Annotated in this window: 19 protein-coding genes; 12 read left to right on the top strand and 7 right to left on the bottom strand. The window is 71.6% G+C overall.

From position 1 onward, the window contains the following. The first annotated feature begins 3 nt into the window (after positions 1-3). From NH2_RS22055 to NH2_RS22045, 3 genes are all read left to right on the top strand, one after another. On the top strand, positions 4-1,155 hold the full coding sequence (locus NH2_RS22055) for an acyl-CoA dehydrogenase family protein (RefSeq protein ID WP_067657605.1): 1,152 nt from the start codon (positions 4-6) through the stop codon (positions 1,153-1,155). Positions 1,156-1,350: 195 nt separating this feature from the next. Then, positions 1,351-2,673: an aromatic ring-hydroxylating oxygenase subunit alpha gene (locus tag NH2_RS22050; protein ID WP_067657602.1), complete on the top strand. Its 1,323-nt coding sequence runs from the start codon at positions 1,351-1,353 to the stop codon at positions 2,671-2,673. Then, positions 2,666-2,995 (top strand): hypothetical protein, encoded by a 330-nt coding sequence (locus tag NH2_RS22045; RefSeq protein ID WP_067657599.1) that lies wholly within the window; start codon positions 2,666-2,668, stop codon positions 2,993-2,995. The genes NH2_RS22050 and NH2_RS22045 overlap by 8 nt, the downstream gene beginning before the upstream one ends. A gap of 130 nt (positions 2,996-3,125) precedes the next feature. On the opposite strand, the gene NH2_RS22040 is transcribed toward NH2_RS22045, so the two are convergent. From NH2_RS22040 to NH2_RS29285, 3 genes are all read right to left on the bottom strand, one after another. After that, on the bottom strand, positions 3,126-4,604 hold the full coding sequence (locus NH2_RS22040) for an aldehyde dehydrogenase (protein WP_067657596.1): 1,479 nt from the start codon (positions 4,602-4,604) through the stop codon (positions 3,126-3,128). A 409-nt stretch (positions 4,605-5,013) separates the two neighbouring features. Further along, positions 5,014-6,222: a hypothetical protein gene (locus NH2_RS22035; RefSeq protein ID WP_067657593.1), complete on the bottom strand. Its 1,209-nt coding sequence runs from the start codon at positions 6,220-6,222 to the stop codon at positions 5,014-5,016. Then, on the bottom strand, positions 6,189-6,650 hold the full coding sequence (locus tag NH2_RS29285) for a DUF4365 domain-containing protein (protein WP_169811520.1): 462 nt from the start codon (positions 6,648-6,650) through the stop codon (positions 6,189-6,191). The genes NH2_RS22035 and NH2_RS29285 overlap by 34 nt, the downstream gene beginning before the upstream one ends. A gap of 347 nt (positions 6,651-6,997) precedes the next feature. Between NH2_RS29285 and NH2_RS22025 the strand changes: the two genes are divergently transcribed. The 7 genes from NH2_RS22025 to NH2_RS21995 are packed head-to-tail and all read left to right on the top strand — an operon-like array spanning position 6,998 to position 17,055. After that, positions 6,998-9,673, top strand: coding sequence for a phosphoenolpyruvate synthase (locus NH2_RS22025; protein WP_084505801.1), 2,676 nt, complete (start codon positions 6,998-7,000; stop codon positions 9,671-9,673). Continuing rightward, positions 9,663-13,013, top strand: coding sequence for an AMP-binding protein (locus tag NH2_RS22020; RefSeq protein ID WP_067657584.1), 3,351 nt, complete (start codon positions 9,663-9,665; stop codon positions 13,011-13,013). The genes NH2_RS22025 and NH2_RS22020 overlap by 11 nt, the downstream gene beginning before the upstream one ends. Further along, a complete protein-coding gene (locus NH2_RS22015; RefSeq protein ID WP_067657581.1) occupies positions 13,010-13,267 on the top strand; it encodes an acyl carrier protein in 258 nt (85 codons plus the stop codon). The genes NH2_RS22020 and NH2_RS22015 overlap by 4 nt, the downstream gene beginning before the upstream one ends. Continuing rightward, positions 13,264-14,310, top strand: coding sequence for an SDR family oxidoreductase (locus NH2_RS22010; protein ID WP_067657577.1), 1,047 nt, complete (start codon positions 13,264-13,266; stop codon positions 14,308-14,310). Before NH2_RS22015 ends, NH2_RS22010 begins: the two co-directional genes overlap by 4 nt. Continuing rightward, positions 14,307-15,224 carry a nucleoside-diphosphate kinase gene (locus NH2_RS30230; RefSeq protein WP_067657574.1) on the top strand — a complete coding sequence of 306 codons (918 nt, stop codon included), beginning with the start codon at positions 14,307-14,309 and terminating at the stop codon, positions 15,222-15,224. Before NH2_RS22010 ends, NH2_RS30230 begins: the two co-directional genes overlap by 4 nt. Beyond that, complete coding sequence (locus NH2_RS22000; RefSeq protein ID WP_067657571.1) at positions 15,221-16,168, top strand: ScbA/BarX family gamma-butyrolactone biosynthesis protein; 948 nt, start codon at positions 15,221-15,223, stop codon at positions 16,166-16,168. The genes NH2_RS30230 and NH2_RS22000 overlap by 4 nt, the downstream gene beginning before the upstream one ends. Beyond that, positions 16,165-17,055, top strand: a complete 891-nt coding sequence (locus tag NH2_RS21995) for a UbiA prenyltransferase family protein (RefSeq protein ID WP_067657568.1) — start codon at positions 16,165-16,167, stop codon at positions 17,053-17,055. The genes NH2_RS22000 and NH2_RS21995 overlap by 4 nt, the downstream gene beginning before the upstream one ends. Here NH2_RS21995 and NH2_RS21990 read toward each other — a convergent pair. Next, positions 17,027-19,570: a cytochrome P450 gene (locus NH2_RS21990; protein WP_067657565.1), complete on the bottom strand. Its 2,544-nt coding sequence runs from the start codon at positions 19,568-19,570 to the stop codon at positions 17,027-17,029. The genes NH2_RS21995 and NH2_RS21990 overlap by 29 nt on opposite strands. A 26-nt stretch (positions 19,571-19,596) precedes the next feature. Between NH2_RS21990 and NH2_RS21985 the strand changes: the two genes are divergently transcribed. Then, entirely contained in the window at positions 19,597-20,877 is a 1,281-nt protein-coding gene (locus tag NH2_RS21985; protein WP_067657562.1) for a glycosyltransferase, read from the top strand. Continuing rightward, entirely contained in the window at positions 20,874-21,635 is a 762-nt protein-coding gene (locus NH2_RS21980) for an ABC transporter permease (RefSeq protein WP_245650710.1), read from the top strand. Before NH2_RS21985 ends, NH2_RS21980 begins: the two co-directional genes overlap by 4 nt. A 78-nt stretch (positions 21,636-21,713) precedes the next feature. Here the strand turns inward: NH2_RS21980 and NH2_RS21975 are convergent, their stop codons facing one another. Genes NH2_RS21975 through NH2_RS21965 form a run of 3 tightly spaced genes read right to left on the bottom strand, consistent with a single transcriptional unit; the run spans position 21,714 to position 26,197 of the window. Continuing rightward, entirely contained in the window at positions 21,714-23,420 is a 1,707-nt protein-coding gene (locus tag NH2_RS21975) for a thiamine pyrophosphate-binding protein (RefSeq protein ID WP_067657559.1), read from the bottom strand. Then, complete coding sequence (locus NH2_RS21970) at positions 23,410-24,333, bottom strand: SDR family NAD(P)-dependent oxidoreductase (RefSeq protein ID WP_067657556.1); 924 nt, start codon at positions 24,331-24,333, stop codon at positions 23,410-23,412. Before NH2_RS21970 ends, NH2_RS21975 begins: the two co-directional genes overlap by 11 nt. A gap of 43 nt (positions 24,334-24,376) precedes the next feature. Further along, positions 24,377-26,197: a flavin-containing monooxygenase gene (locus NH2_RS21965; protein WP_067657553.1), complete on the bottom strand. Its 1,821-nt coding sequence runs from the start codon at positions 26,195-26,197 to the stop codon at positions 24,377-24,379. Between the last annotated feature and the right edge of the window lie 22 nt (positions 26,198-26,219).

Here is a 26,219-nt window from a genome sequence, read left to right as displayed (position 1 = left end):
CCCGTGCGCCGCGACCTCTTCACCCCCGACCACGAAGCCTTCCGCGACCTGGTGCGGACCTTCGTGGAGAAGCAGGTGGTGCCGCACTACGCCGGCTGGGAGAAGGACGGCAAGCTGCCGCGCGAGCTCTTCGCCGAGATGGGCGAGCTCGGCATGCTCGGTATCGCGCTGCCCGAGGAACACGGGGGAGCGGGGCTGCGCGACTACCGCTACAACGTGATCCTGCAGGAGGAGGCGTACCGGGCCCAGGTCACGCTCGGCACCGTGCGCACCCAGCTGGATGTCATCCTGCCGTACTTCCTGGAGTACGCGAACGCCGAGCAGCGCGCGCGCTGGTTTCCCGGGCTGGCGAACGGCACCCTGCTCACCGCCGTCGCCATGACCGAGCCCGGCACCGGCTCCGACCTGGCAGGCATGCGCACCAGCGCAGTCCGCGACGGCGACGACTACGTGCTGAACGGCGCCAAGACCTTCATCACCGGCGGCCTCCTCGCCGACCTGGTGATCGTGGTCGCCCGCACCGCGACCGACCCGCAGAACCGCCGCGCCGGGCTCACCCTGCTCGTGGTCGAGGACGGCATGCCCGGCTTCCGACGCGGCCGCATGCTGGAGAAGATGGGCTGCAAGGTGCAGGACACCATGGAGCTCTCCTTCACCGACGTCCGCGTCCCGGCCCGCAACCGGCTCGGCGCGGAGGGCGCCGCCTTCGGCTACCTCGGCCACAACCTGCCGCAGGAGCGGCTCACCGTGGCCGTCGGCTCGGTGGCGCAGGCCCGCGCCGCTATCGCCGCCACCATCGACTACACGAGGGAGCGCACGGCCTTCGGCACCCCGGTCGCCTCGTTCCAGAACACGAAGTTCGAGCTGGCCGCCATGAGCGCCGAGGTCGAGGCGGCGCAGACCATGATCGACCGGGCCGTGCTCGACCTGGTGGACGGCGTGCTCTCCGGCGCCGACGCCGCCCGGGTCAAGCTCTTCTGCACCGAGACCCAGGCCGCGGTCGTCGACCGCTGCCTCCAGCTCTTCGGCGGCTACGGCTACATGATGGAGTACCCGATCGCCCGGCTCTACACCGATGCCCGGGTGGCCCGGATCTACGCGGGCACGAGCGAGGTCATGAAGATGATCGTGGCGCGGGATCTCGGGCTGAAGTAGCGCTCCGGGCACGAAGAAGGCCGGTCGGGCCCGCACCGGCGGGAGGGACCCCGATCGGCCCTTCGGCGTGCCCGCGGCACAGCGATTCTTCCGGACATTGACGATTTCTCCGTGGAGTGGAAGTCTGTTGTTCGGATATGAGAATGCTATTCTCATAGCGGAGACGGCCACTGCCCGTACTAGAGGAGACCGACAATGCCCTTCTTTCCGAAGCCCGAGGCGGGTACCTGGACCGAGAACTGGCCCGAGCTGGGCACCGCTCCGGTCAACTACGAGGACTCGATCGACCCCGAGCACTGGCTGCTGGAGCAGCAGGCCATCTTCAAGCGGACCTGGCTGCAGATGGGCCGCGTGGAGCTGCTGCCGAAGAAGGGCAGCTACGTCACCCGCGAACTGCCGTCGGCGGGCCCCGGCACCTCGCTGATCATCGTCAGGGACACCGACAATGTGGTGCGTGCCTTCTACAACCTGTGCAGGCACCGCGGCAACAAGCTGGTGTGGAACGACTACCCCGGCGAGGAGGTCTCGGGTGTCTGCCGCCAGTTCACCTGCAAGTACCACGCCTGGCGGTACAGCCTGAAGGGCGACCTGACCTTCGTCCAGCAGGAGGGCGAGTTCTTCGACCTGGACAAGAACCAGTACGGCCTGGTCCCGGTGCGCTGCGAGGTCTGGGAGGGGTTCATCTTCGTCAACCTCGACGACAACGCGGTGCCGCTGAAGGAGTACCTCGGTGAGTTCGGCGAGGGGCTGGAGGGCTACCCGTTCCACGAGATGACCGAGCACTACAGCTACCGCTCGGAGATCAACGCCAACTGGAAACTCTTCATCGACGCCTTCACCGAGTTCTACCACGCGCCGATCCTGCACATGAAGCAGGCGGAGCGGGAGGAGGCGGAGAAGCTCGCCAAGTTCGGCTTCGAGGCGCTGGCCTACGACATCAAGGGCGACCACTCCATGGTCTCCTCCTGGGGCGGCATGTCCCCGCCGAAGGACCTGAACATGGTGAAGCCGATCGAGCGCATCCTGCACAGCGGGCTCTTCGGGCCGTGGGACCGGCCGGACATCGCCGGCATCCTGCCCGACGAGCTGCCGCCCGCCATCAACCCCGGCCGCCACAAGTCCTGGGGCACCGACTCCTTCGAGTTCTTCCCCAACTTCACCCTGCTCTTCTGGGCGCCCGGCTGGTACCTCACCTACAACTACTGGCCCACCGCCGTGGACAAGCACATCTTCGAGGCCGATCTGTACTTCGTGCCGCCGAAGAACCTGCGCGAGCGGCTCTCCCAGGAACTCGCCGCGGTGACCTTCAAGGAGTACGCGTTCCAGGACGCGAACACCCTGGAGGCCACCCAGACGCAGATCGGCACCAGGGTCGTCACCGAATTCCCGCTCTGCGACCAGGAGATCCTGCTCCGCCACCTGCACATGACCGCCCACCGGTACGTGGACCGCTACAAGGCGGAGCGGAACGGCTCGGCCGCCGCCGCCACCAATGGAAAGGATCGTGCCAATGTCTAAGCTGCCCGGGGAATTCGCCGATCTGGAGCGGTTCAGCGACTGGTGCCTGCCCACCGAGGAGGAGCGTTACCGCAAGCGGCTGAACTCCACCATGGAGGAGATGCAGGCGCTCTACGACGCGGGCATGGCGCGGCTCGAGGAGATCATGGTCTACGTCGACGCCCGCTTCCCGCTCGCCTCCATGCCGGACGACGCCAAGGCGCTGGTGCACCTCGGGCAGTCCATCGTCATGGTGAGCTTCCCGATCGAGGTGTGGAAGCAGCCGCGGGTGCTCGACAGCGGGGCCGCCTACATTCGGCTGGTCAAGGAGCCGGTGGTCTGAGTTCGGCCGGGAGGGCCTCGAACACCGAGCCGGGCATGGCATCGAGCGGGACGGTCCGGGCGATGCCGTCGCCCGGGCGGCGATCCGCCCCCGCTCGCGGATCCCCGCGGTCCGCGGCGGTCGGGCGGCGTCAGCCGGGCAGCAGGGCGGCGCCGGCGTAGATGGTCTTGTACTCCAGGAATTCCTGGAACCCCTCCGGCCCGAGTTCACGGCCGATCCCGCTGCCCTTGACGCCGCCGAACGGCGCGTAGAAGTCGTTGAGGTAGTAGTTGACCCCGATGGTGCCGGTGCGGACCCGGCGGGCGATGTCGAGGCCGTGCTGTTCGTCGGCGGTCCACACCGACCCGGCCAGGCCGTAGTCGCTGTCGTTGGCGAGCGCGACGGCCTCGTTCTCGTCGGTGTAGGGGATGACGGCGACGATGGGGCCGAAGATGTCCTCGCGGGCGATGCGGTGGGTATTGGCGACATCGGCGAAGACGGTGGGTTCGATGAACCAGCCGCGGCTCTGCCCCTCCGGCCGCCTGCCGCCGTACACCAGGCGGGCGCCGTCGGCGGTGGCGTTGTCGATGCTGCGGCGCACCTTGTTCAGGTGGCGCTCGTTGGCCAGCGGGCCGATGGTGACCGCGGGGTCGAGCGGGTTGCCGATGGTCTGGGTGGAGGCCCACTCGGCGAGCGCGGCGACGATCTCGTCGTAGCGGGAGCGCGGGGCCAGGACGCGCCACTGGCCGGTGCAGGTCTGGCCGTTGTTCATGAACGCGGCGGTGGCCATGCCGGTGACGAAGGCGTCGATGTCGACGTCGTCGAGCACGATGGCGGCCGAGTTGCCGCCGAGCTCGAGCGTCATCCGCTTGAAGCGGCGCCCGGCTTCGGCGCCGACCCGCTCGCCGCTGGCGGTGGAGCCGGTGAAGGCGATCTTGTCGACCAGCGGGTGCCTGGTGAGCAGGCTCGCGGGCTCGCGGTCGGCGAGCACGATATTGAGCACGCCCGGCGGCAGCCCGGCCTCCTCGGCGGCCTCGCCGATGACGTAGGAGTCGAGCGCGGCGTCGGGGGAGTGCTTGAGCACCACCGAGCAGCCCGCGGCGAGCGCGGGCGCGATCGAGATGAGCGCCTTGGCCTGCGGGTAGTTCCAGGGCGTGATCACCCCGACCACGCCGACCGGCTCCCGGCGCACGATGGTGGAGCCCTGGGCGCTCGGCCGGACCTCCTCGAACTCGGTGGCCGCGGCGAGATCGGCGTACTGGCGCAGCAGGTGGGCGGGGGCCTGCCCGTTGAACGCCTGCGAAAGCCCGATCGGCATGCCGTTCTCGCGGGTGGCGAGCTCGCTGGTGGCGTCGCCGCGCGCGGCCAGCGCGTCGGCGAAGCGGTGCAGCACCTTCGCTCGCTCACCGGGGGTGGTGCCCGCCCAGTCGCCGCGCTGCCCGGCGGCGTGCGCGGCGGTGATGGCGGCCTCGATATCGGCCTCGCCGCCGAGCGCGGCGACGCCGATCGGCTCGCCGGTCGCCGCCTCGATCGCCTGCCACTCGTCGGAACTCTGTGGGGCGACCCACTTCCCGTCGATGAAGAAGGTCCGGCGGTCGAGCGCCGGGGTCGACGGATCGGCAGTAGGCATGCGCAACTCCCCGCTGAGGTGTGGGCCGGTGTCAAGATTTCAATCATTATAGGGATAGCACACGAGCGGTCGGGGTGGAATGGCTTTGCCGGGGACGCCGCCGTTGCGCGTCGGGCGGCGGCCCGCCTTCATGGCGACCATGGCCTCACACCACCGACTCGCCCGTTGGACCGTCCGCGCGCGAAATTCGACGCCCTGCTCCGCGAGCACTCGCCGACGGTGTACCGGATGAGCTATCGCGCACTGCACGGTGACGCGGGCCCGGCCGAAGACGTGGTGCAGGAGGCCCGCACGGGCAGCGCTGGGTGGTCAGCTGGCTGCCCGAGCGGGTCTGCACCCGCGCTCAGGCGCCGGCGACCATGGTGCTCGACGAGATCTCACCGATCGCGGCGATCGAGAACCGCCGCGGTTAGCGCTCCGAGCCGGGCCTCGTCTCCCCGACTCGGAATTGCAGGTAGGACCTGTCCACCTCGATCGGGTCGTTCAGACGCCATGCGTTTCCTCGCTTGACCAGTTCCCCGGTCGCCGTGAACGGCAATCGCTTCCGGTAGGCGACGATCGCCCATTCGTGGTCCGCGGCGCCGAGGGGGACGGCTATGCGGCGCAGGCGGCCGCCGACATCGGCGTGGACGACGATCTCACCGCCCTGTTCGTCCGCCGGGACGCCGTCGTCATCGGACTGCTTCAGCTCCATGACAGGCCCGACGATCGTGATCCGCCGCGGCTCGGCGTGGCGGACCAGTAGCCGCTCGATCTCGGGCAGCGCATCGATGATCCGCCGGTCCAGCGACATCTGCCGGGGAACCTGCTCCCGCTGCGGTTCGGCCGCTGCCCATTCGAACGACAGCTCCAGGGCGCGCATTCCTTCGGTGGCGCCCATTTCCTGCAGCGCCTGGACAACCTGCAATCGCAGGCCCCCGGCAACGGCTTGGTCGACTCCGGAGAATTCACTGCTGTGGTTCGCGAATCGGCGCGTGATGTCCAGGCTCCGGGCCAGTGTGGTCATCACCCGTCGGGTATAGCTCGGTGCGGATTTCCCGGCGGCGGCGTGCGGGCGTTCGCCGGTGTGATCGTCGGGCTCGATCCTGGCCGCGACTGTGATGATGAAGCTGCCTTTCTTGGTGTGCCCCATCCGGACATCCTCATTGAGGAACTCGGTGACGTACTCGGGCACCCGCCCGCGGCCGCTGGCCTGCGGATTGTGCGCGGAGACCGCGGCAACGCGAATCATCTGGTCGATGCTGTCCAGCAGTGCCGTGGCCTGGCGCAGGGGAATGGTGCCGTCGGTCATCGACTGGTCGACCCGGATGAAGAAGAGATCGGCGTGGATCGCGGCGATCTGTTCCACCAGGTCGGTGACGGTATAACCATAGGTCCGCGAGATCGAGGTAATCGCCTCGTGCAGCCGCCTGTCGTAGTCGACGAACGACGGTTCCCGCGGCAGCAGGACGGTGACCGGGCGGGCGCCGTCACCGGGCTCGAACGACCATACCTGGTCGACTGTCCGATCCCGCTGAATCGTCCAATTCCGGGTAGCGAGGAATTGAGCCACGTTGGCGGGGGTGAGAATCTCGCCGTACTCGCTCAGCGAGTCGAAGTAATCAGTTCCGGCTGCCATCTACTCGCCTCCTCCATCAATTCGAGCATGACCTGCAGTGTCAGTAGGTCCAGCCGATCGGTAATCAGCCAGTGACCGACTTCTTCCGGGACGACCAGAACACACAGCAGAGCGGGTGTGGACCTGTTTCTGCGGGACAACATGTCGTAGACGTGCGACTTCAAGGGCCAAGCGATCGAGTCGTCGCGCTGCACCGACGACTGCCCGGTGCATTTGAGCTGAACATCTACCTTCGGACCGTACATGTCCGGGTAGAAGTCGACGCTCGAACTGAGCGTGGTGTCGCGGCCGTCGTAATCCTGAGTCCAATCCCCGACGGTCAGCCCGCACGCGCTGGCGATCATGTTCAGGTAGGCGAGACTCAGATCCTCCATCGCGCTGACCGGCAGAGACCCCTCGGGCACCACGTGTGAATGCGTGACTGTCACTCCATCCTCCCCCTTGGACGTGTCGGGAGATTGAACCATGAACTTAGCCGTCGCAGGGCGTGTCGCCATGGGCCGGTCGCGGAACGAAAAGTGCTGTGGTGCAGCGGGAATGCCGGTTTGCTTCCGAACGAATGCCCCGCAATGTCGTACCCACCGTGAAACCTCGATCCGGGCCGTCGGCCACGACGGGCACCGTGGGGCGGCCCCGCGCCCCCGTGACCGATCCAGGCAATGCCCGCAACTTTGCGGGCTGACCCTCCGCCCCATTCCCCGATAAACAGGGCGGTCGTCGGGTTTACTCGAGCGAGCGAATCACGTCGGGCGGGTGGCTGGGAGGCGTCTTGGAGGTGCTCGGAGCGGGCGGCGGGAAGGCAGCGGGGCTGCAGGCCCTGGTGGCGGCGGGGGCGCGGGTGCCGGAGTGGACGGTGCTCGGGACCGAGGTGTTCGCCGGGTTCCTGGCCGCGGCCGGGCTGAGCGAGCGGTTCACCGCCTTCGCGAACGCCGCCGACCTGGATTCCGCACTGACCGCAGCCGCCGACCTGCGCCGCGGAATCGCCGAGGCGGAGCTTCCGGGCGAGATCCGGGCGGAGATCGACCGGGCGTACGACCGGGTCGGCGGCGCCGTCGCGGTGCGCTCCTCCGGGGTCGGCGAGGACGGCGGTGCGGATTCCTTTGCCGGACAGTTCGATTCCTTCCTGCACGTGACCGGCGCGGCGGCGGTGGCGGAGCGGGTGCGGCGGTGCTGGGGTTCCGGCTTCGCGGAGCGGGCGGTCCGGTACGCCTTCGCCCGCGATCGGCGGCCGATCACCGAGGTCGCGGTGGTGCTGCAGCGCTTCGTCGCGGCGCGGGCCAGCGGTGTGCTCTTCACCGTCGACCCGGTGACCGGCGATGCCGACCGGCTGGTGGTGAGCGCGGTGTACGGCCTCGGTGAGGGGCTGGTCTCCGGCGCGGTGGACGCCGATACCGCCGTCCTCGACCGGGAGGGCGCCGTGCTCGAGCTGACCGTCGGCGCCAAGGAGCAGGAGTACCTGCCCGGCCCCGGCGACGGTGTCCTGGCCACGGACGTCTCCGCCGAACGGCGGGCGGCCCGGGTGCTGGCTGCCGCCGAGCTGGCCGAGCTGGCCGGGCACGGCCGCGAGCTGGCCGCCGCGCTCGGCGGCCCGCAGGACATCGAGTGGGCCATCGACGCCGACGGCCTCTGGTTCCTGCAGGCCCGCCCGATCACCACCCTCGGCGCCGCGGCGCCCGGTCTCGACCAGGCGCTCGACCAGGGCGCGGGCGAGGACATCCCCGCCGGCGAGCTGCGCATCTGGGACAACTCCAACATCATCGAGAGCTTCAACGGCATCACCTCGCCGCTCACCTTCACCGTGGCGGCGGGCATCTACGGCCGCGTGTACCGCGGCTACGCGAAGTCGCTCGGAGTGCCGGAAGCACAGCTGCGGCAGCTGGATTCGTGGACGCCGTACCTGCTCGGCCGGTTCAACGGCCGGGTGTACTACAACCTGCTGCACTGGTACCGCATGGTCGGCATCGCGCCGGGCTACCCGCTGAACCGCAGGGTGCTGGAGGCGGCGCTCGGCGTCGCCGAGCCGCTGCCCGGCGATATCGCGAAGACCCTGCGGCCCTTCACCTTCGGCTCCCCGCTCGGCCGGGCGCGCTCCCGGCTGCGCACGGCTGTCGTCTACCGCCGCCGGCTCCGCGATATCGACGGCATGATGGCGGCGTTCTGCGCCGAGTTCTACCGGGTCTACGACCGTTACGAGGCGGTCGAGTACTCGAGCGGGGCCGAGGCGTACGCCGCGTACCGCGAGGTGGATCGCGACCTGGTCGAGCGGTGGGGGCCGATGATGGTGCTCGACGCCATCCTGCTCACCCTCACCGGCACCATGTTCCTGCTCACCAAGCTCTTCCTGCCGCGCGCGCCGGAGTCGCTGCTCTACGCCCTGCTCGGCCCCGGCGCCGACGTGGAGTCGGCGGAACCGGCCGCCGCGATGACCGACCTGGCCCAGCGCGCCCAGGCCGACCCGGCCGTGGCCGAGCTGGTGCGCACCACCGACCCCGGCGCGACCTACGCCGCGCTCGCGGACCACCCCGAATTCCGGCGCGAGGTGGACGCCTACCTCGACCGCTACGGCTACCGCAGCCTGGACGAGCTCAAGCTGGAGATCCCCGACCTGCGCGAGGACCCCGCCGGGCTCTTCGTCATGCTGCGCAGCGCCATCGGCCGGCTCGGCGCCGACGACCAGGCCGTCCCCGGCGCCATCGACCCCGACGCCTACCTGGACGCGCACCTGCACGGGATCCGCCGCCGGATCTACGACCGGGTGCGGGCCAAGACCACGCGCTGCGCCGCGCACCGGGAGCGGCTGCGGTTCTGCCGCACCCGCGCCTTCGGCATGGTCAAGCGCATGATCCGGGCCATGGGGCGCGACCTCGCCGCGCGCGGCGTGCTCGACGACTTCAGCGACGTCTTCACCCTCACCGTGGACGAGCTGTGCGCGTGCTACGACAGCGCGCCCGCCCCGGAGCTGCGCGAGCGGATCGCCGCGCGGCGGATCGCGCGCACCGCCGACGCCGGGCTGGTCGCCCCGGCCCGATTCGAGACGCGCGGAACGGATTTCACCCCGGCGGCGCTGGCCGCGCAGGGCTGGGTGCCGGTCGCCGACGTGCCGGCGGCGGCGCCGGGGGATGTGCTCGGCGGCATCCCGTCGGCGGCGGGCGTGGTCGAGGGCAGCGCGGTGGTGGTGGACGAGCCGCGCGACGTGGCGGGCGGCATTCTCGTCACCTACCGCACCGACCCGGGGTGGGTGGCGGCGCTGCCCTCGGCCGCGGCGCTGGTGATCGAGCGGGGCAGCCCGCTCACGCACGTGGCGATCGTGGCGCGCGAACTCGGGGTGCCGACGGTGGTGCAGGTGCCGGGCAGCACGCGGCGGCTGCGGACCGGCATGCGGATCCGGGTGGACGGGACAGCGGGCACGGTCACCGTGCTCGCCGACGGAGGAGCCGAGAGTGGAGCCTGACGAGCACGTCGCGACGATCCGGAACTGGCTGGCCGCCCCCGCCACCGACGCCGGGGTGTACTTCGCCGAGGAGGGCGATGGCTGGGAGTACCGCAGCTACGCCGAGCTCGCCGACCTCAGCTGGTCCATCGCCGCGCTCATGCGGGACCGCGGGCTGCCCGGCGGGGCCGGGGTCTGCGTCATCATGCCGACCGGATTTCCCTGTGCCGCCGCCTTTTACGCGGTCTGGGCGTGCGGGGGGATCTTCACCCCGGTGGCGCCGCCGCTCTTCGGCGACCTCGGGCAGTACATCGCCCACGTCGCCGCGATTCTGGCGCAGGCGCGGCCCGCGCTCGTGGTGACCTCGGTCGAGTTCGCCGACCTCGCGCGGCAGGCGCACGCCGCGGCGGGCCGCACCGACGAACCGCTGGTGGTCGACCCGGCCGCGCTGCCCGCCGGGGCGGAGCGGGAGTTCTCCGATCCGGACGAGTGCGCGCTGCTGCAGTTCACCTCCGGCTCCACCGGGACGCCGCGCGGGGTCCGGGTGAGCTGGCCGAACCTGGCCACGAATGTCGCCATGATCTCGGCGCTGGTGGATTGGCGGCCGGGCGAGGCGATGGTGTCGTGGCTGCCTCTCTACCACGACATGGGGCTGGTCGGCGCGTTCCTGACGACCGTGACCAATCAGGGCGACCTGTACCTGATGCGGCCGGATCAGTTCGTCCGCGACCCGGCGCGCTGGCTGCGGGCCATGACGAAGGCGCAGCACTCGCCGTCGCCGTCGTTCGCGCTGGGGTACGTGGCGCATCGGGTGCGGCCGGCGGAGATCGCCGGGCTCGATCTGTCCGGGTGGCGGACCCTTGCCGTCGGCTCGGAGCCGGTCGAGGTCGCCGACCTGCGCTCCTTCGCCGCGCTGACCGGACCGCGGGGGTTCTCCATGCGGGCGTACACGCTGGCCTACGGGCTGGCGGAGTCGACGCTCATGGTGACCTCGTCGGCGCGGGACCGGCCGATCACCGCGCTGCGGGTGGATACCGCCGGGCTGCGGTTCGGGGCGGCCGTTCCGGTGCTGGAAGCGGCGCCGTTGCACGACGGTGCCGGGGTCGAGGGGGCGGGGTGGATCACCGGGCTCGGCTTCTCCACGCCGGAATCAACGGTGCGCGTGGTGGATTCGGATGGCAATGAGCTGCCGGACGGCACGCTCGGGGAGATGACGGTGGTCGGCGGGTCGGTGGCGCTCGGGTACTCCGGGCCGCCGGGGCCCGCCTCGTCCACTCGGATCGAGGGCGGGGTGCTGTACTCGGGGGATGCCGGGTTCCTGTATCGCGGTGAGGTTTTCGTGCTCGGACGGATGGGGTCGAGCCTGAAGGTCCGGGGGAAGCCGGTGTTCATGGAGGACATCGAGTCGCGGGTGGCGCAGGAGGCGGGGATCACCAAGGGGAAGCTGGCGGCGGTGGCCGTCCCCGATGCCGGGAACCAGGGGATCGTGCTCTTCGCCGAGTCGTCGCCGGGGGAGTGGCTGGCGAAGGCGCACACTGTTATTCGAGGTGAGCTCGGGCCCGCGCAGACCGTGCGGATCGTCACCGGGCCGCGGGGGATCATTCAGCGGACGTCGAGCGGGAAGCCCCGGCGCAGGCACATGTGGGAGTTGTTCCGGGCGGGCGGGATTCCGGGCAGTGCGGTGTACGAGCCGGACCGGGCGGCGGCCGCCGACGGAGCCGTGCGGGGCGGGCCAGAGCCGGACGGGCCGCCGGGGCGCCGCGAGCCCGCGCTGCCGCCGGAGCGGGTGGCGGAGCTGCTGGAGGCGGCGCTGCGGCAGGTCCGGGTGCCCGAGGGGGCCGCCGTGCTGTTCGAGGGGTCGCTGGCCGAGGGGTTCGGCAATGCCGGCTCCGATGTGGATTTCCTCGTGGTGGCGGCGGGGGACGAGGAGCTGCCGACGCTGCCCACCGTGCTGTTCGTGGACGGGCGGCGGGTGGAGATCCGTACCCGCTCGGTCGCTCAGTTGCGCGGGCAGCTGGTGACCGTCGCCGAGGGGGAGGCGCTCGACGAGGACGTGCTGAACCGGTGCCAGCGGTTCCTCGGCGCCACCCTCGTCCGGGCGGGTTCCGAGGTGGATCTGGACGCGCTCCTGGCGGTGCTCCCGGCGGCGGAACTCGCCGCCCGGCTCGCCGGCTGGTGGAGCGAGCGGGCTCGGCAGGCGCTGCGGTACGCCGTGCTCTGGCGCGCGCTCGGGGCCGATTCCGAGGCGCTGGAGTGGGCGCGGGACGGGGTGAACCAGGCGCTCAAGGCGTGGGCGGCGCGGGCGGGGGAGACGTACCTGGAGACCAAGTGGCTGCCGAGGCAGTTGGCGCGGGCCGGTGGGCCGCCTGCCCCGGTGCCCGCCGAGTTCACCGGGTTGCTCGCCTTCGCGGCGGAACTCGGCGTCGATGCGGTGCCGGACGATCCGGCGCAGCTGCTCTTCGCCCGGCGGCCGGGGGTGACCACCTGGCAGATCGGTGATCGGGTGCACGTCCTGCGCGGGGACGACGTCTTCGTGCTCGCCGACCAGGCGTCCCGCGCCTGGCGCTCGGTGGTGTTCCGGCGGCCGGTGACCGCGGTGCTGGAGAAGGGCGGGGCGATCGGCGCGGAGCTGGCGGAGTTCGTTCGGCTCGGATTCGTCGCCGTCGAGTGGCGCGGAACCGGGGTCCTGACCCCCGCGCTGGCCATGTGCGACCCGGTCCGGCCGTACACGCCCGTGCCGCACGGCGCTGCCCCCGCGCTCGGTGTGCGCGGCGCGGCCGGGAGCGGTGCCCCGGTGACGCTCTCGCCGCTGCCCGCGCGCCGCTTCACCGAGTGCGCGCTGCAACTGGTGTGGTCGAATATCGTTCTGGAGAATGCCAGGGAGGATCTGGCCGGTGCGGTGAAGGACGGGCAATGGGCGGTCGCCGAGATCGCGGCGCACCGCATGCTCGCCATGGGTGTCCGGGTCCTGCTGTCCGCCTTCGGTATTCACCCGCTCCCCGCCGACGTCGCGGCCGCCGCGACGCTCGAGCGGTCGCTGCCGCCCGCCGCCGAGCACCGCTCGGAGCTGCTCGCCTCCTTGGCGGCCGCACAGCGCGTGCGGTTCGGCCTCGCGGCCGACCCGGCCTCCGCCCTTGCCCTCCTGGACGACTTCGTCACCCTGGTCCGCCGGGTGGCCGGCGGCAGCGACTTCCCCGCCTCCTTCGACTCCAGGGAGCAGTGGCGCCGCACCCTCGCCATCGGCTACGACTGGCTGCGCATCGCCGGATACCTGAACACCGATCTCCCGCTGGACGAGGCCCGCGATCTCCTCGCCTCCGGCGGACAGCAACCGCACCTGCGGGAAGGAGCCGGGGAATGAGCGACCCCACCGTGGCCACCCGGGTCCGCGCCCTGGTCGCCGCCATGGCACCGCGCCCGGCCGCCGAGCTCACCGCCGAGCACCGCCTCATCGAGGACCTCGGCTACGACTCGCTCCGGCTCATGGAGCTCACCGTCGTCCTGGAGCGCACCTTCGCGCTGCCCGGCTACAAACCGGAGCAGCTCGCGGGCGTGCTCCGCGTCGGCCAGGTGGAAGAGCTCATCGGCTCCTCGCTCGCGGAGCGCCCCGCGTGACCGGCGCCGTGCTGGTGACCGGCGCCAGCGGACTGGTCGGCGCCGAGGTGGCGGCCCGGCTCCGAGCCGCGGGGCGTCCGGTGCTGGCGCTGCTGCACGCCGCCTCCGCCGTCGTCCGCAACGACGGCACCGTGCTGGAACCGGACGAGCGGCTCGCCGGCGACATTCGCGAGCCCGGGTTCGACGGCGCCGCGGCCGCTCTCGACGGCCGGGTGGCGATGATCGTGCACTGCGCCGCCACCACCGCCTTCGACGCCACCGAGCGGCAGTACGCGGAGCTGAACGTCCGCGGCACCGAGAACGTGCTGGCGCTGGCCCGCCGCTTGGCGGTGCCGGTGGTGCACGTGAGCACCGCCTACGTCTGCGGCATGCGCGGCGGCACGATCCTCGAGGACGAGCTGGAGCACGGGCAGACCTTCGGCAATGGCTACGAGGCGAGCAAATACCGGGCCGAGCAGCTGGTGCGCGAGTCCGGGCTGGACTGGGCGGTGGTGCGGCCGGGCATCGTCACCGGCGCGAGCGGCACCGGCGCCATCCGCGACCACAAGAACCTGTACACCGTCCTCAAGCTCATGGTGGAGGGCAAGCTGCGCTCGCTGCCTGGCCGCTACGACGCCACCCTGAGCCTCGCCCCGGTCGACCACGTCGCCGACGTGATCGCCGCCGCCGCCGTCGATTTCGACCTGGCGCGCGGCCGGACCATGCACGCGCTCGGCCGCGACACCCTCTCGCTGCGCGAGGTCTCCGACGTGCTGGCCGAGTACCCGTCGTTCGCCGTGGCGACCTTCGTCCCGGAGGCCACCTTCGACGAGGCCGACCTGCCTGCCATCGAGCGCGAGTACTACCGGCGCATCGGCGCGCTCTACACCAGCTACTTCGTTCGCAAGCTGCGCTTCGACACCCGCCGTGCCGACCTGCTGCGCCCGGCGCCGGAATCCGGCACCGACTACCTGCGGCTGCTGCTCGACCACGCCCTCGAGGTCGGCTACCTCGGCGACCCGCTGCCCTCCATCGAGGACATCCTGGCCGGGGGCCGGTCGTGAGCGGCCTCGAGGAGCTGCTGGCCCGGCTCACCCCGCAGCCGGAGAAGGTCACCGCCTACCGCGGTGACACCTACGTCGCGGAGACCGTCGAACAGCTCGAACGGCTCGGTGTCGACCCGGCCGCCTTCGCCACGGGCCACTCCATGCTGCTGCTGAAACCCGACGCCATCGTCGCCCGCGCCGTGGAGCCGACCCTGAAGTGGCTGGGCGACAACGACTACCGGGTGGTGGCCGCCGACCGGGTCCCGGTGAACCGGCACCTGGCCCGTGCGCTCTGGTACTACGCCTGGAATATCGCCTCCCCGGAACGCCGCCGCCTGGCCGACCTGCTCGTCGACATCTCCGACGCCCTCGTCCTCGTCGTCACCGCCCCCGCCGACCCCCTCCCGGTCCCCGTCCGCCTGGCCCGCGCCAAGGGCCCCACCGACCCGCGCAGGCGCCGCCCCGGCGAGCTCCGCCACCTCCTCGGCCGGGACAACTACCTGCTGAACCTGGTGCACACCCCCGACGACCCCGCCGACGTCCTCCGCGAACTCGCCATCTACTTCCCGGAGCCCCGCCGCGCCCAGATCATCGGACAGACAAGCCGAGCCGCGGCGGGCGATGCCGGAGTCGCCGCGCTGGAGCATGCCTCGGCCGTGGATCGCGCCGGTGCGCTGGCCGCGGAGCTGTACGCCGTGACCCCCGAACGCTCCTTCGACCACGACGCCGCCCTGGAGCGGATACGCGACGACCTGGCTCCGGCCGATTCCGACCCCGCGACCCTGCTCAATACCGCGCTCACCCACGGCACCCCCGTCGACCCCTGGTCCGCCATCGTCCTCGGCTCCCGGGTACTGCCCATGCGCGCGGGCACCGGCGCCCAGACCCTGCGCCCGGTGACCGCCACCGACTGGACGGAGACATTCGGATGAGCCTGGAAGCGGTCGTCGCCGGCGTATCCCACCAGCAGCCCGTGCGGCGCGAGCTGACCCACCGCGCCGCCGTCGCCGAGGTCTTCGTGACCTCGCTCGCCGCGCGGGACGGCGGCGGCTACCTGGCCGGCGCCCAGCTCCCGCGCATGCACGCCTACTACGGCGACCACACCGGCACCCCGGCCCGGCTGCACGATCCGCTGCTCGTCATGGAGACCGCGCGCCAGGCGTCGATCGCGCTCACGCACGAGTTCTTCGGCGCGCCGCTGGATTCCGCGTTCCTGGTGCGCACCTTCAATGGCACCGGCGTGCCGGGCGGCGCCTGGGAGTGCACCCCCGAGCCGACGAATCTTGTTCTGGCCGTTGATGTCCCGCACGTGCACCGGCAGTCCGGCGCGGTCTGCGGGCTGGAGATGGTGCTGGAGATCTCCTGCCCCGCCGGCCCGATCATGACCGTGGACGGCTCGTTCTCCTGGACCACCCCCGACCGCTGGTCCCGCCTGCGCGGCGCCTTCCGCCGGAGCCTCGGCCTCCCGGCCGCGGTCGGCCCGACGGTCGCGGCCGAGCCGGTGTCGCCCGCGGCGGTCGGCCGCGAGAACCGGCGCAACGTGATCGTCGGCGCCGCCCGGCGGGCAGGCTCCGCCATCGCGGTCCCGCTCGCGGTCGACCCGCTGCACCCCTTCCTCTTCGACCACCGCCTCGACCACGTACCGGGCAGCGTCCTGCTGGAAGCCGCCAGGCAGTCCGCCCTCACCCTGCTGGACGCGAACCCGCAGCTGCTCTCCGTCACCAGCCGCTTCGACCGCTTCGCCGAGCTCGACCTCGGCACCGAGTGCCGCGCCGAGGTGACCGGCCGCAGCGGTGGCCGGGTCACCGTGCACTGCGTGATCGCGCAGCAGGCCACCGCCGCCGAGATCGACCTGACCTTCCTGGAACCGGTGTGACCGGCACCCTCACCCGGCTGGCCGGCTTCACCCGGGTCATGTACAAGCCGCACTACCTGCTCTACGGCATCCTGTGGGTCTTCGCGCTGGAGGCGACGCTCGCCCTGCTGGCGGAGACGCCGTGGCGACCGTCCCCGGCGACGGGGCTGCGGGTGCTCGTCGTCGCGATCGTGCTGCTCTACCTGCGCATGGTGGACGAGCAGAAGGACCTCGGGTACGACCGGGTGCACAACAAGGACCGGCCGCTGGTCACCGGCGCTGTCACCGGCACCGACCTGCGGATCGGCATGGCGGTGATCGCCGCGCTCGCCGTGGCCGGGAGCCTGCTGCTCTCGGTGGGCTCCGCGCTCGCCATCGCCGCGGTGCTGCTGTACGGGCTCGGGCTGTGGGGGCTGGAGCGGATCTCGGCGTGGGTCCGGGACGACATCCTGGTCAATCTGGTGGTCACCTACCCGGTCCAGCTCCTGGTCACCGCCTACGTGCTGATCTCGGTGCTCGACACCGAGGCTCTGCCCGCCGGGTTCTGGCAGTCGGCCCCGGCGGCGCTGATCTTCGCCGGTGCGTTCCTGCAGTTCGAGTTCGCCCGCAAGACCGCACACGGGCCGCGCCCCGGCGAGCACTACTACTCGAATGTGCTCGGCGCGCCCGGCAGCACGGCCGCCTCGTTGCTCTTCGTGGCGCTCGCGGTCGGGGCCGATCTGGCGCTGGTGCGGCCGTGGAATCACAGCATGGTCTGGCTGGGGCTGCTCCCGGTGCCGCTGGCGCTGCTGCCCGGGTACGGCGCGGTGCGGTTCCTGCGCGGCGGCGAGTACCCGGTGGGCCCGCCGGTGTTGTTCATCCTCGGCCTCTACGCCGTGCTCATCGCCCAGGGCGCGGTCGGAGCGTAACCGGCAGCCGCGACGGTGCCGCGACGAAGTCACCGCTGGACGGCCGCGCCCGGAAACCACGCTCCAGCATCGGATTCCAGTGCGAGAAGAGCGCAGCGGTGGCGAGGGTGATGGTGAGCAGCGCGAAGTTGTTTCCGGGGCAGTGCCTGGCGCCGACGCCGAAGGGGAGCACCGCCTTGCGGTCGATGCCGTCCACGCGCTCCGGGGCCCAGCGCTCGGGGTCGAAGCGCTCGGGGTCGGGGTAGTGCCTCGGGTCGTGGTGCACCTGGTAGGGGCTGTAGACGATGACCGCGCCGTCCGGCAGGGTGAGGCCGTCGAAGGTGACCGGGCCGTCGGCGTTCTGCGTGCTCACCCACGGCCCCCAGTGCCGCAGCGTCTCCAGGATCACCCGGCGCAGGTAGGGCAGCCGGTAGAGATGGTCCGGCTCGACCGGGCCCGCGCCGACCTCGGTATCCAGTTCGGCGCGAACGGCTTTCGCGATCTCCGGGGCACGCAGCGTCTCGTACCAGACCCAGGCCAGGATGGAGGCGGTGGAGCCGACGCCCGCCGCCAGCATGAGGATGAGCTCGTCCACGATCTCCTCGTCGCCGAGCGTGGCGCCGGTCTCCGGGTCCACGTGGCCGATGAGCGCGGAGAGCACGTCGCGGTGGTCGCGGCCGTCCGCGCGGTAGGCGCGCACCACCGCCCCGATCTCGCCGCGCAGCGCCGCCGCCCTGCGGGCGAACGTCCGGTCGGCGAGGAACCGGGCCCGGTTCACGGCGCCGGGCAGCGCGGCGCGCTGCACCACCCTGGCCAGCAGCCAGGGGATGGTGCGGCGCACCTCGGCCTCGGCGGCGGCGCCGAAGTCGGCGGTGAAGAGGGTGGCGGAGATGGTGTCGAGGACGAGGGCGTGCGCCGATTCCATGAGGTTCACCGAGGTGGGCAGCGCCGCGGCCCAGTCGTCGGCGAGGCGGGCGGTGATCGCGGCGTAATCCTGGAGGCGGCGCTGGCGCAGGGCCGGGGCGATCATGCGGCGGCGCAGTTCGTGCGGGGTGCCGGTGAGCACGTTGGAGGCGCCGCGGACCACCTCGTGCATGGCGGCGCGCAGGTCGTCGCGGTGGAAGTCGCCCGCGGTGCCGAAGCCGACCTGGCGGATGAGCTCGGGCGTGGTGAGGACGTAGGCGGGGCGCGGGCCGAGGTAGACGCGCACCACCGGGCCCACCGCGGCCAGCGAGCTCACGAAGGCGAGGCTGTCGCGGAGCGCCGCGATGCTGTGGCCGAGGAGCGGGAGTCTGCCGGGGGCGGTGGGGACTTCGTCGGGGGTGCTCGGCATGCGGGTGTGCGGCGGGGCGGTGATCAGGTCGGTGTAGAGGGCGGCGATCTCGGCGCTGAGCACGGATTGGCGGGCGGGGAAGGCGGTTTCGGTGCCGGCTTCGCGCAGGGTTCGCAGCTCGGCGGGGGATGCCGCGAGCGCGCGGAGGGCGGTGGCGATGGCGCCGGGGTCGGGGCCGGTCAGGATGCCGCCGCCCGCGGGCACCGATTCACTCAGCGCGGGGTCGCAGTACACCACCGGCAGCCCGGCCGCCGCGGCCTCCAGCAGGGCCATGCCCTGGGTATCGAAGCCGAGCGAGGGAAAGAGGAGGACGTCGTGCTCGCGCATGGCGCGCAGGCAGTCGCGCTGCGAGCGGGCGCCGTGGAAGCGGATTCTCGGGTCCCCGTTTGCGAGGTCGCGGGCGGGCGCCGCCTGGTCGCCGTCGCCGTAGACGTCGAGTACGGCATCGGGGACCCGGAGGACGGCCTCGATCGCGGCCAGGGGGCGTTTCTCCGCGGAGAGCCGGGCGCACCACAGCACCCGCAGCGGCCCGGACCCGTCACGCTGCGCAGCGGGCAGCTCGTCGAGCAGGTCGTCGTCGACCCCGTTCGAGATCACGTGCAGCGCCCCCCCGAACCCGTGCGCCCGCAACCGCTCGGCGAAGTGCGCGGACGGCACGATCACCGCATCCGCCGCCTGCGCCTGCGCGATCATGGTGTGCCACGCGTGCCTGGCCGCGCGCGATTCGGGATTGCGCGGCATCCGCCCGCGGTGCGGCAGCACGCTGTTGTGCAGCGCCCGCATGGCCAGCGCCGCCGGATACGGTGCGGGCGAGGTGTGCTGGATGAAGACATCGTCCCGGCTGTGGATCGTCTGCACCAGCGGGAGGCCGTGCCGCCGCGCCGCGAGCACCCCGGCGACGGCGACCCCGTAGGTGGTCTGGGTGTGCACGATGTCGACCGGTCCGCGCTCGGCGAGGACCGCGTCGATGAGCCGCGCGTTTCGCCTGGTCGGCAACACGGTGGCGAAACCGTTGACCGAGAGCGCACGCACCGGCGAAAGAACCACGAGCTCCGGGTCCGATTCGGTAGATTCCGCACCGGGCGCGGTGAATACCGTGACGCGGTGCCCGAGCCGCCGAGCACCGCGGTACTGGGCGGCGACCGAGGTCTGGATGCCGCCGACGGTTCCGGGGTGGAAATCGGTGAACAGCGCGATGTGCATACGGCCACGGTAGTGAGGGAGCTGGTGTGAAGATCGCAATTCCGTTGACCGGGACCAGAGGTGACGTGCAGCCCGCCGTCGCGCTCGGGCTGACGCTGCGCGACCGCGGCCACGACGTGATCGTCGGTGCCCCGCCCAACCTCGTCGACTTCACCGCGGGCACCGGGTTGCGGGCCCAGCCCTGCGGGCCGGACGTGCAGCAGCTCTACTCCTCCGAGGAGGGGCAGCGGGCGCTCGCCGCGGGCAGCAGCCTGCGGCTCATGCAGCTGGTCGGCAAGCAGATGGCAGAGTACGCCGAGCGGATGAACCGCGAGGTCATCGAGGTCTGCGCGGGCGCCGAGGTGATCGTCTCCACGCTGCTCACCGAGGACAGGGCGGTCTCGGTCGCCGAGGCGTCGGGCGCCGCGCTCGTGACCCTGCACGGCTTCCCCGGCCGCAAGACCGGCGCCTACCCGTTCCCCGGCGCGCTGCCGCCGCACTGGCGGCCGCCCGCCGCGGTGAACCGGGCCACCTGGTCGGTGGCGGAGAACCTGCGGCGGGTGGTGTTCCTGCGCTACCTCAACCAGCTGCGCGGCGAGCTCGGGCTGCGCAGGACCACCAGCAGCCCGGCCGCCATGTGCGCCGAGCGCGGCGTCCCCGAGGTGCAGATCTACGACCCCGCGCTGGTGCCCGGGCTGGCCGAGGACTGGGGCTCCCGGCGCCCGCTGGTCGGGTTCCTGGCGCTGCCGCGCGCGGCCCGCGAGGCGATCGGCGAGCTCGCCGACGACCACACCGAGCTGCTGAGCTGGATCGACGCCGGCGAGCCGCCGGTGTACTTCGGCTTCGGCAGCATGCCCATCCGGGACACCAGCCAGGTGCTCGCCATGGTCACCGAGGTGAGCGAGCGGCTCGGCAGGCGCGCGCTGGTGAGCGCGGGGTGGAGCGATCTGGACGCCGCCGAGGCGGAGTCCGGCGAGCGGGTGCGGGTGGTCGGGCCGCTCGCGCACGACATCGTCTTCCCGAGGTGCGCGGCGGCCGTGCACCACGGCGGGATCGGCACCACCTTCGAGAGCCTGCGCGCCGGGCTGCCGACCCTGGTCTGCTCGGTCTCCTTCGACCAGCCCATGTGGGGCGGGCAGGTGGAGCGGCTCGGGGTCGGGGTGCACCTGCCCTTCGCGAAGCTCGACGCCGACCGGCTCACCGCGGGCGTGCGCACCCTGCTCCAGCCGGAGACGGTGGCGCGCACCCGCGAGCTGGCCGGGCGGCTGGCGGAGCGCTCCGATGCCGCCGAGCGCGCCGCCGACCTGGTCGAGGCCGCCGCTCGGTGAACCGCTTCGCGGCCGGGTGCGCCGATTCGCTCGTCATGTTCCGCCGCGCGCTGCGCCGGACCGTGCGCGGGCGGGACACGCTGCTGGTCTCGGCGCTGCTGCCGATTCTGCTCATGCTGCTGTTCGTGTACGTGTTCGGCGGGGCGATCCAGGTCGGGATGCCGTACCTGGACTACGTGCTGCCCGGAATCGTGTTGCTCTGCACCGGGTTCGGTGCGTCGATCACCGCGACCGGGGTCGCCACCGACGTGCGCGGTGCCGCTGTCGACCGTTTTCGCACCCTGCCCATCTATCGGCAGGCGCTGCTCGCCGGGCATGTGCTGGAGGGGGTGGTGCGCAATCTCGGCGTGGTCGCGGTGGTCTTCGGCGTCGCCTTCGCGCTCGGATTCCGCACCACCGCCCGGCTTCCCGGCGTTGTCACCGCCGCCTGCGTCGTGCTGCTGCTCGTGCTCGCCGTCACCTGGATCGCGGTGGCGATGGGGTTGCTCGCGCGCACACCCGAGGCGGCGGGTGGGTTCACCTACGCCATCATGTTCGTGCCGTACGTGAGCAGTGCCTTCGTGCGCACCGAGAGTATGCCGCCGTGGTTGCGGGGGTTCGCCGACAATCAACCGGCCACGCCCGTCCTCGGCGCCCTCCGCGGGGCGCTGACCGGGGCGGGCGGGGCCGTGCTGCCCGCCGTGCTGTGGTGCGCGGGGCTCGCCGCCGCCGGGTACGTCGCCGCGGCGGCGCTCTTCGTCCGGCGAATTCGAGGCTGACTCCGGGCCGGTGGCGCGAACGCCGCCGGCGCGGCGGGCGGCCGAGCCCGAGCGCGAGCCTGCCCGCCGTGCGCGTGACTACTGCATCCCCTCCGCGTACCAGGTGCGGAACTCGGCGTAGCTCGGCATCTCCTCGGAGTTGGCCTTGGGGTCCACCACCACGTGGATGACGCCGGGCTTGCCGCTGGCGTAGGCGCGCTCGATCGCGGGCGCGATGTCCTCGTCGCGGTCCACGTACTCGCCGTAGCAGCCGAAGCCCTCCGCGATCTTGTCGAAGCGGGTGTCGGAGCTCCAGTGCGTCCCGGTCTCCAGCGACCCCTGGCCGAAGAGCCCCTTGTAGACGCCGACCTCGAGGCCCCACGCGTAATCCACCGCCACCACGCAGACCAGCGGCAGGTTCAGCCGGGCCGCGGTCTCCAGCTCGCCGATGTGGAACAGGAACGACGAGTCGCCGGTGACCAGCATGAGCGGGCGCTTGCGGCCCTCGGCCACCGAGGCGCCGATGGCGTAGGGGAGCCCGGTGCCGAGGTGCCCGAAGTTCTGGTTCCAGATCACGTCGCGCGGCTTGGCCTGCGAGTAGGTCCAGCCGAAGATGGTGGTGGCGCCGCCGTCGCGGACCATGATGCCGTCCGCGGGGAAGGCCTTGGTGGCCTCGACGATGAGCCGGGCGGGGTGCACCGGGCTCTGCCCGGACGGCGCGGTGGCGGCCAGCTCGGCCAGCCGCTTGGCGTCCTGCTCGATCCAGCCCGCCAGCTGCGGGGTCGGGGTGCGCGGGGTGTCCTTCAGCGCCGCCACGAGCTGCGGGACGATGGCGCGCAGATCGCCGACGAGCGGGACGTCGATCGGGCGGTTGACCCCGATGGCCTCCGGATTCTGTTCCACCAGAATCCATCTGCGGTCGGCGTCGCCCGCCTCCCAGTGCCTGCCGACGCCGTAGTGCACCGGCTCGCCGAGCTCGGTGCCGATGGCGACCACCAGATCGGACTCGCTCGCCGCCTCCAGCGCGGAGGCGGAGAAGCCGTAGGCGAAGGTGCGGTCCTCCAGCCCCTCGATGAACGAGGTGCCGCCGGAGGTCTGGATCACCGGCGCCGCGGTGACCTCGGCCAGCGCGCGCACCGATTCCCCGGCGCGAGTGGTGTGCACGCCGTGGCCGACGATCAGGACGGGCTGCTTCGCGGCACGGATGAGCGCCGCCGCCTCGTCGATCCGGTCCTGGCCGGCGGTCTGCCCGACCAGCCGGTACCGGTGCGGCGGCAACGGCTCCGGGACGTCGAGCTCCTCCTGGATGATGGCCTTCGGCCACTCGATGTAGACCGGGCCGGGGGTGCCGGTGAGCGCCCGGCGCAGCCCCTCGCGGATGATCTCGTCGGTCTGGTCGGCGTACTCGATGCTCGCGTGGTACTTCACCGACGGCGCGATCAGCTCGGCCTGCTTGACGAACTGGATCCGGCCGCGGCGCACCCGCTGCTCGGTGATCCGGGCGCGCTGCCCGCCGAGGAAGATGACCGGCGAGTTCTCCACCTTGGCGCACTGGATGGCGCCCGCCATATTGGCCATGCCGGGGCCGAGCGTGCCGATGCACAGCGCGGCTTTGCCGGTCATCCGGGAGACCGCCTCGGCCATGAAACCGGCCGTCTCCTCGTGGTGCGGCGCGATGACGTTCCAGCCCCGCTCCTCGGCGAGGTGGAACATGTGCACGAAATTGGGGTCGGGAATCCCGAATACGGTGGTGATTCCCTCGGCTTCGAAAAGCTGGATGATGCGTTCGTAGACCTTAACCGACATGCTGCGCACCCTCCGTGGCCAGCGCGAAACTTCTCGTCAGATGGTCGACGTGCCCGGTGCTGGTGGGCAGGATCCAGGAGTTCGCGGTATCCCGGATCTCGTCGATGCGTGCGCCGACCTGCTCGACCGTCCATCCGGGCTGGTACACCCCGGTGGTCTCGGCGATGTAGACCCGCGCCACCCGCCCGGCCACCGCGGCGTAGATCTCACCGCTGACCGAGCAGGATTCGTGCGCGAGCCAGCCGACGGCGGGTGCCGTCAGCTCGGGGCCCATGGGCGGGTAGGCGGAGGTGTCCAGCCCGTCCGCCAGCCTGGTGACCGCGGCGGGGACGATGACATTGCTGGTCACCCCCGCTTCGGCGCCCTCGAGGGCGATCACGTTGGAGAGGCCGATCACGCCTGCCTTGGCCGCCGCGTAGTTCGCGACGCCCCTGTTGCCGTAGATCCCGCCGATGGACGAGGTGAGCACCACCCGCCCGTAGCCGGCGTCGGCCAGCACCGGGAAGGCGGCGCGCGCGACGTGGAACGCGCCGCGCAGGTGCACGTCCAGCACCGCCTCGAAATCCTCGTAGGGCATCTCCCGCAGCGACCCGTAGCGGACATTGCCCGCGTTGTGGATCAGGATGTCGAGCCGCCCGAACCGCTCCAGCGCGGTGTCCACGATGGCCTGCCCGCCCGCGGGGGTGGCGACCGAGGCGGTGGAGGCGACGGCGGTGCCGCCAGCCGCCTCGATCTCGGCCACCACGTCGGCGGCCGGGCTGCCGAGCACTTCGTCCCCGCGCACGCTGCTGCCCAGGTCGTTGACGACGACCTGGGCACCACGGGCGGCGAGCAGCAGGGCGTACTCGCGCCCGAGCCCGCGCCCGGCCCCGGTGATCACGGCGACCCGCCCGTCGTAGCGCAGTTCGCTCATCGGCGCGCGCCCGCCGTCGGCGCGAGGTGGCGCGAACCCGCGCTCACTTCTCCACGACCAGCCCGGGCAGCTCGCCCGTGTCGCGCCAGGCCTGCAGCACGTCCTCGAAGGCGTAGAAGCCGGGCCAGTACGGCTCGCCGAGGTGCGAGCGGATGTTCTTCTCGCCCTCGTTGTTGTAGTAGCCGGGGGTGCACTCGCGCTGGAAGGTGGTGTTGTCCACCGCGGTCTCGCGGACCGTCCTCACCCACTCCGCCACCGCGTCGGCGGTCGGCTCGATCGTGGTGGCCGACTGCCCGACGGTGGACAGGATGTAGGCGATGTGCCTGGCCTGCTGGTCGAAGATCTCGGTCACCGCCGCCGTCACGCCGCCCTGGGTGAAGCCGGTGAAGAAGACGTTCGGGAATTTGTGCGAGGTGATGCCGTGCAGCGTGCTGAACCCGTCGGCCCAGTGCTCGTAGAGCGAGACGCCGTCGCGGCCGGTGAAGGGCGCGATGGCGAGCCGCCGGTCCAGGTCGGTGGTGATCTCGAAGCCGCTGGCGAAGATGATGCAGTCGACCTCGTGCTCGACGCCGTTCGCCACCACGCCCCTGGCGGTGATCCGCTCGACGCCCTTGGTCTCGGCCACGTCGACCAGGGTGACGTTGGGCCGGTTGAAGGTCGGCAGGTAGGCGTCGCTGAAGCACGGCCGCTTGCAGAGGAACCGGTAGTACGGCTTGAGCGCCTCGGCGGTCGCCGGGTCCCGCACGATCTCGTCGACCCGCCGCCGCACCCGCTCCATGGCCTTGTAGTCCTCGACCTCGCGGAGCTCCATGAACTTCTCCGGGGTCAGCGTCGCCCACGCGTCGGTGGCGGTGACGTGCGCCTCCAGATTGCGCGCCACCTCGGTCCAGCCGTCGCAGATCAGGTCCGGCTGGCCGGGGGCGAACGCCTCGAAGGCGGCGGTGTGGAAGTTGCGCTTGCGCTCCCTGGTCCACCCCGGCTGCAGCGAGGCGGCCCATTCGGGATCGGTGGGCACGTCGCCGCGGTCGTACACGTAGGACGGGGTGCGCTGGAAGACGTAGAGGTGCTCGGCGGACTGCGCGATGTGCGGAATCACCTGCACGCCGCTCGCCCCGGTGCCGATCACTGCGACCCTCTTGCCCCGCAGGCCGTCCAGCCCGCCGTGCATGGTGCCGCCGGTGTACTCGTAGTCCCAGCGGGCGCTGTGGAAGGTGTGCCCGGTGAACTCGGAGATGCCGGGGATGCCGGGGAGCTTGGGCTTGTTGAACGGTCCCTGCGCCATGATGACGTGCCTGGCGCGGATGGCGTCACCGCGGTTGGTGCCGATGTGCCAGCGCTTGTCCCGCTCGTTCCACTCCAGCGATTTCACCAGCGTGCTGAAGATGGCGCGCTCGTACAGGTTGTAGTGCTTGCCGATGCGCTGCGCGTGCTCGAAGTTCTCGTCGCCGTGCGTGTACTTCTCGGTCGGCAGGTAGCCGGTCTCCTCCAGCAGCGGCAGGTAGGAGTAGCTGTCGGTGTCGACCTGGATGCCGGGGTAGCGGTTCCAGTACCACACGCCGCCGAAATCGCCCGCCGACTCGATGATCCGGAAGTCGGTGACCCCGGCCTCCTCCAGCCGGGCGGCCGCGATCAGCCCGGCCCAGCCGCCGCCGAGCACGGCGGTGCCGATCTCGTCGGTGATCGGCTCGCGCGGGACGACCGTGGTGTAGGGGTCGCCCTCGTAGAACTCCTCGAAACCCTGCTCGGTGACGATGTACTGGTCCTGGCCGTCGGGGCGCAGCCGCTTGTCGCGTTCGGCGAGGTACTTCTCCCGCAGCGCGGGCAGGTCGATCTCGGGTGTCTGCGTGGGTGCGCAGTCGGTCATGGGTGTGGTCCTTGCTCGAAAA

It is taken from the genome of Nocardia harenae NBRC 108248 (assembly GCF_001612885.1).
GTDB lineage: Bacteria > Actinomycetota > Actinomycetes > Mycobacteriales > Mycobacteriaceae > Nocardia > Nocardia harenae.
This window is presented reverse-complemented; position numbering and strand designations above follow the sequence as displayed.

Coding starts and splice junctions, on each gene's coding strand:
- NH2_RS22045 (WP_067657599.1), top strand. CDS start 2,666: ATGTCTAAGCTGCCCGGGGAATTCGCCGATCTGGAGCGGTTCAGCGAC.
- NH2_RS22000 (WP_067657571.1), top strand. CDS start 15,221: ATGAGCCTGGAAGCGGTCGTCGCCGGCGTATCCCACCAGCAGCCCGTG.
- NH2_RS22015 (WP_067657581.1), top strand. CDS start 13,010: ATGAGCGACCCCACCGTGGCCACCCGGGTCCGCGCCCTGGTCGCCGCC.
- NH2_RS21990 (WP_067657565.1), bottom strand. CDS start 19,570: ATGCACATCGCGCTGTTCACCGATTTCCACCCCGGAACCGTCGGCGGC.
- NH2_RS22035 (WP_067657593.1), bottom strand. CDS start 6,222: ATGGCAGCCGGAACTGATTACTTCGACTCGCTGAGCGAGTACGGCGAG.
- NH2_RS21975 (WP_067657559.1), bottom strand. CDS start 23,420: ATGTCGGTTAAGGTCTACGAACGCATCATCCAGCTTTTCGAAGCCGAG.
- NH2_RS21970 (WP_067657556.1), bottom strand. CDS start 24,333: ATGAGCGAACTGCGCTACGACGGGCGGGTCGCCGTGATCACCGGGGCC.
- NH2_RS22040 (WP_067657596.1), bottom strand. CDS start 4,604: ATGCCTACTGCCGATCCGTCGACCCCGGCGCTCGACCGCCGGACCTTC.
- NH2_RS21965 (WP_067657553.1), bottom strand. CDS start 26,197: ATGACCGACTGCGCACCCACGCAGACACCCGAGATCGACCTGCCCGCG.
- NH2_RS22050 (WP_067657602.1), top strand. CDS start 1,351: ATGCCCTTCTTTCCGAAGCCCGAGGCGGGTACCTGGACCGAGAACTGG.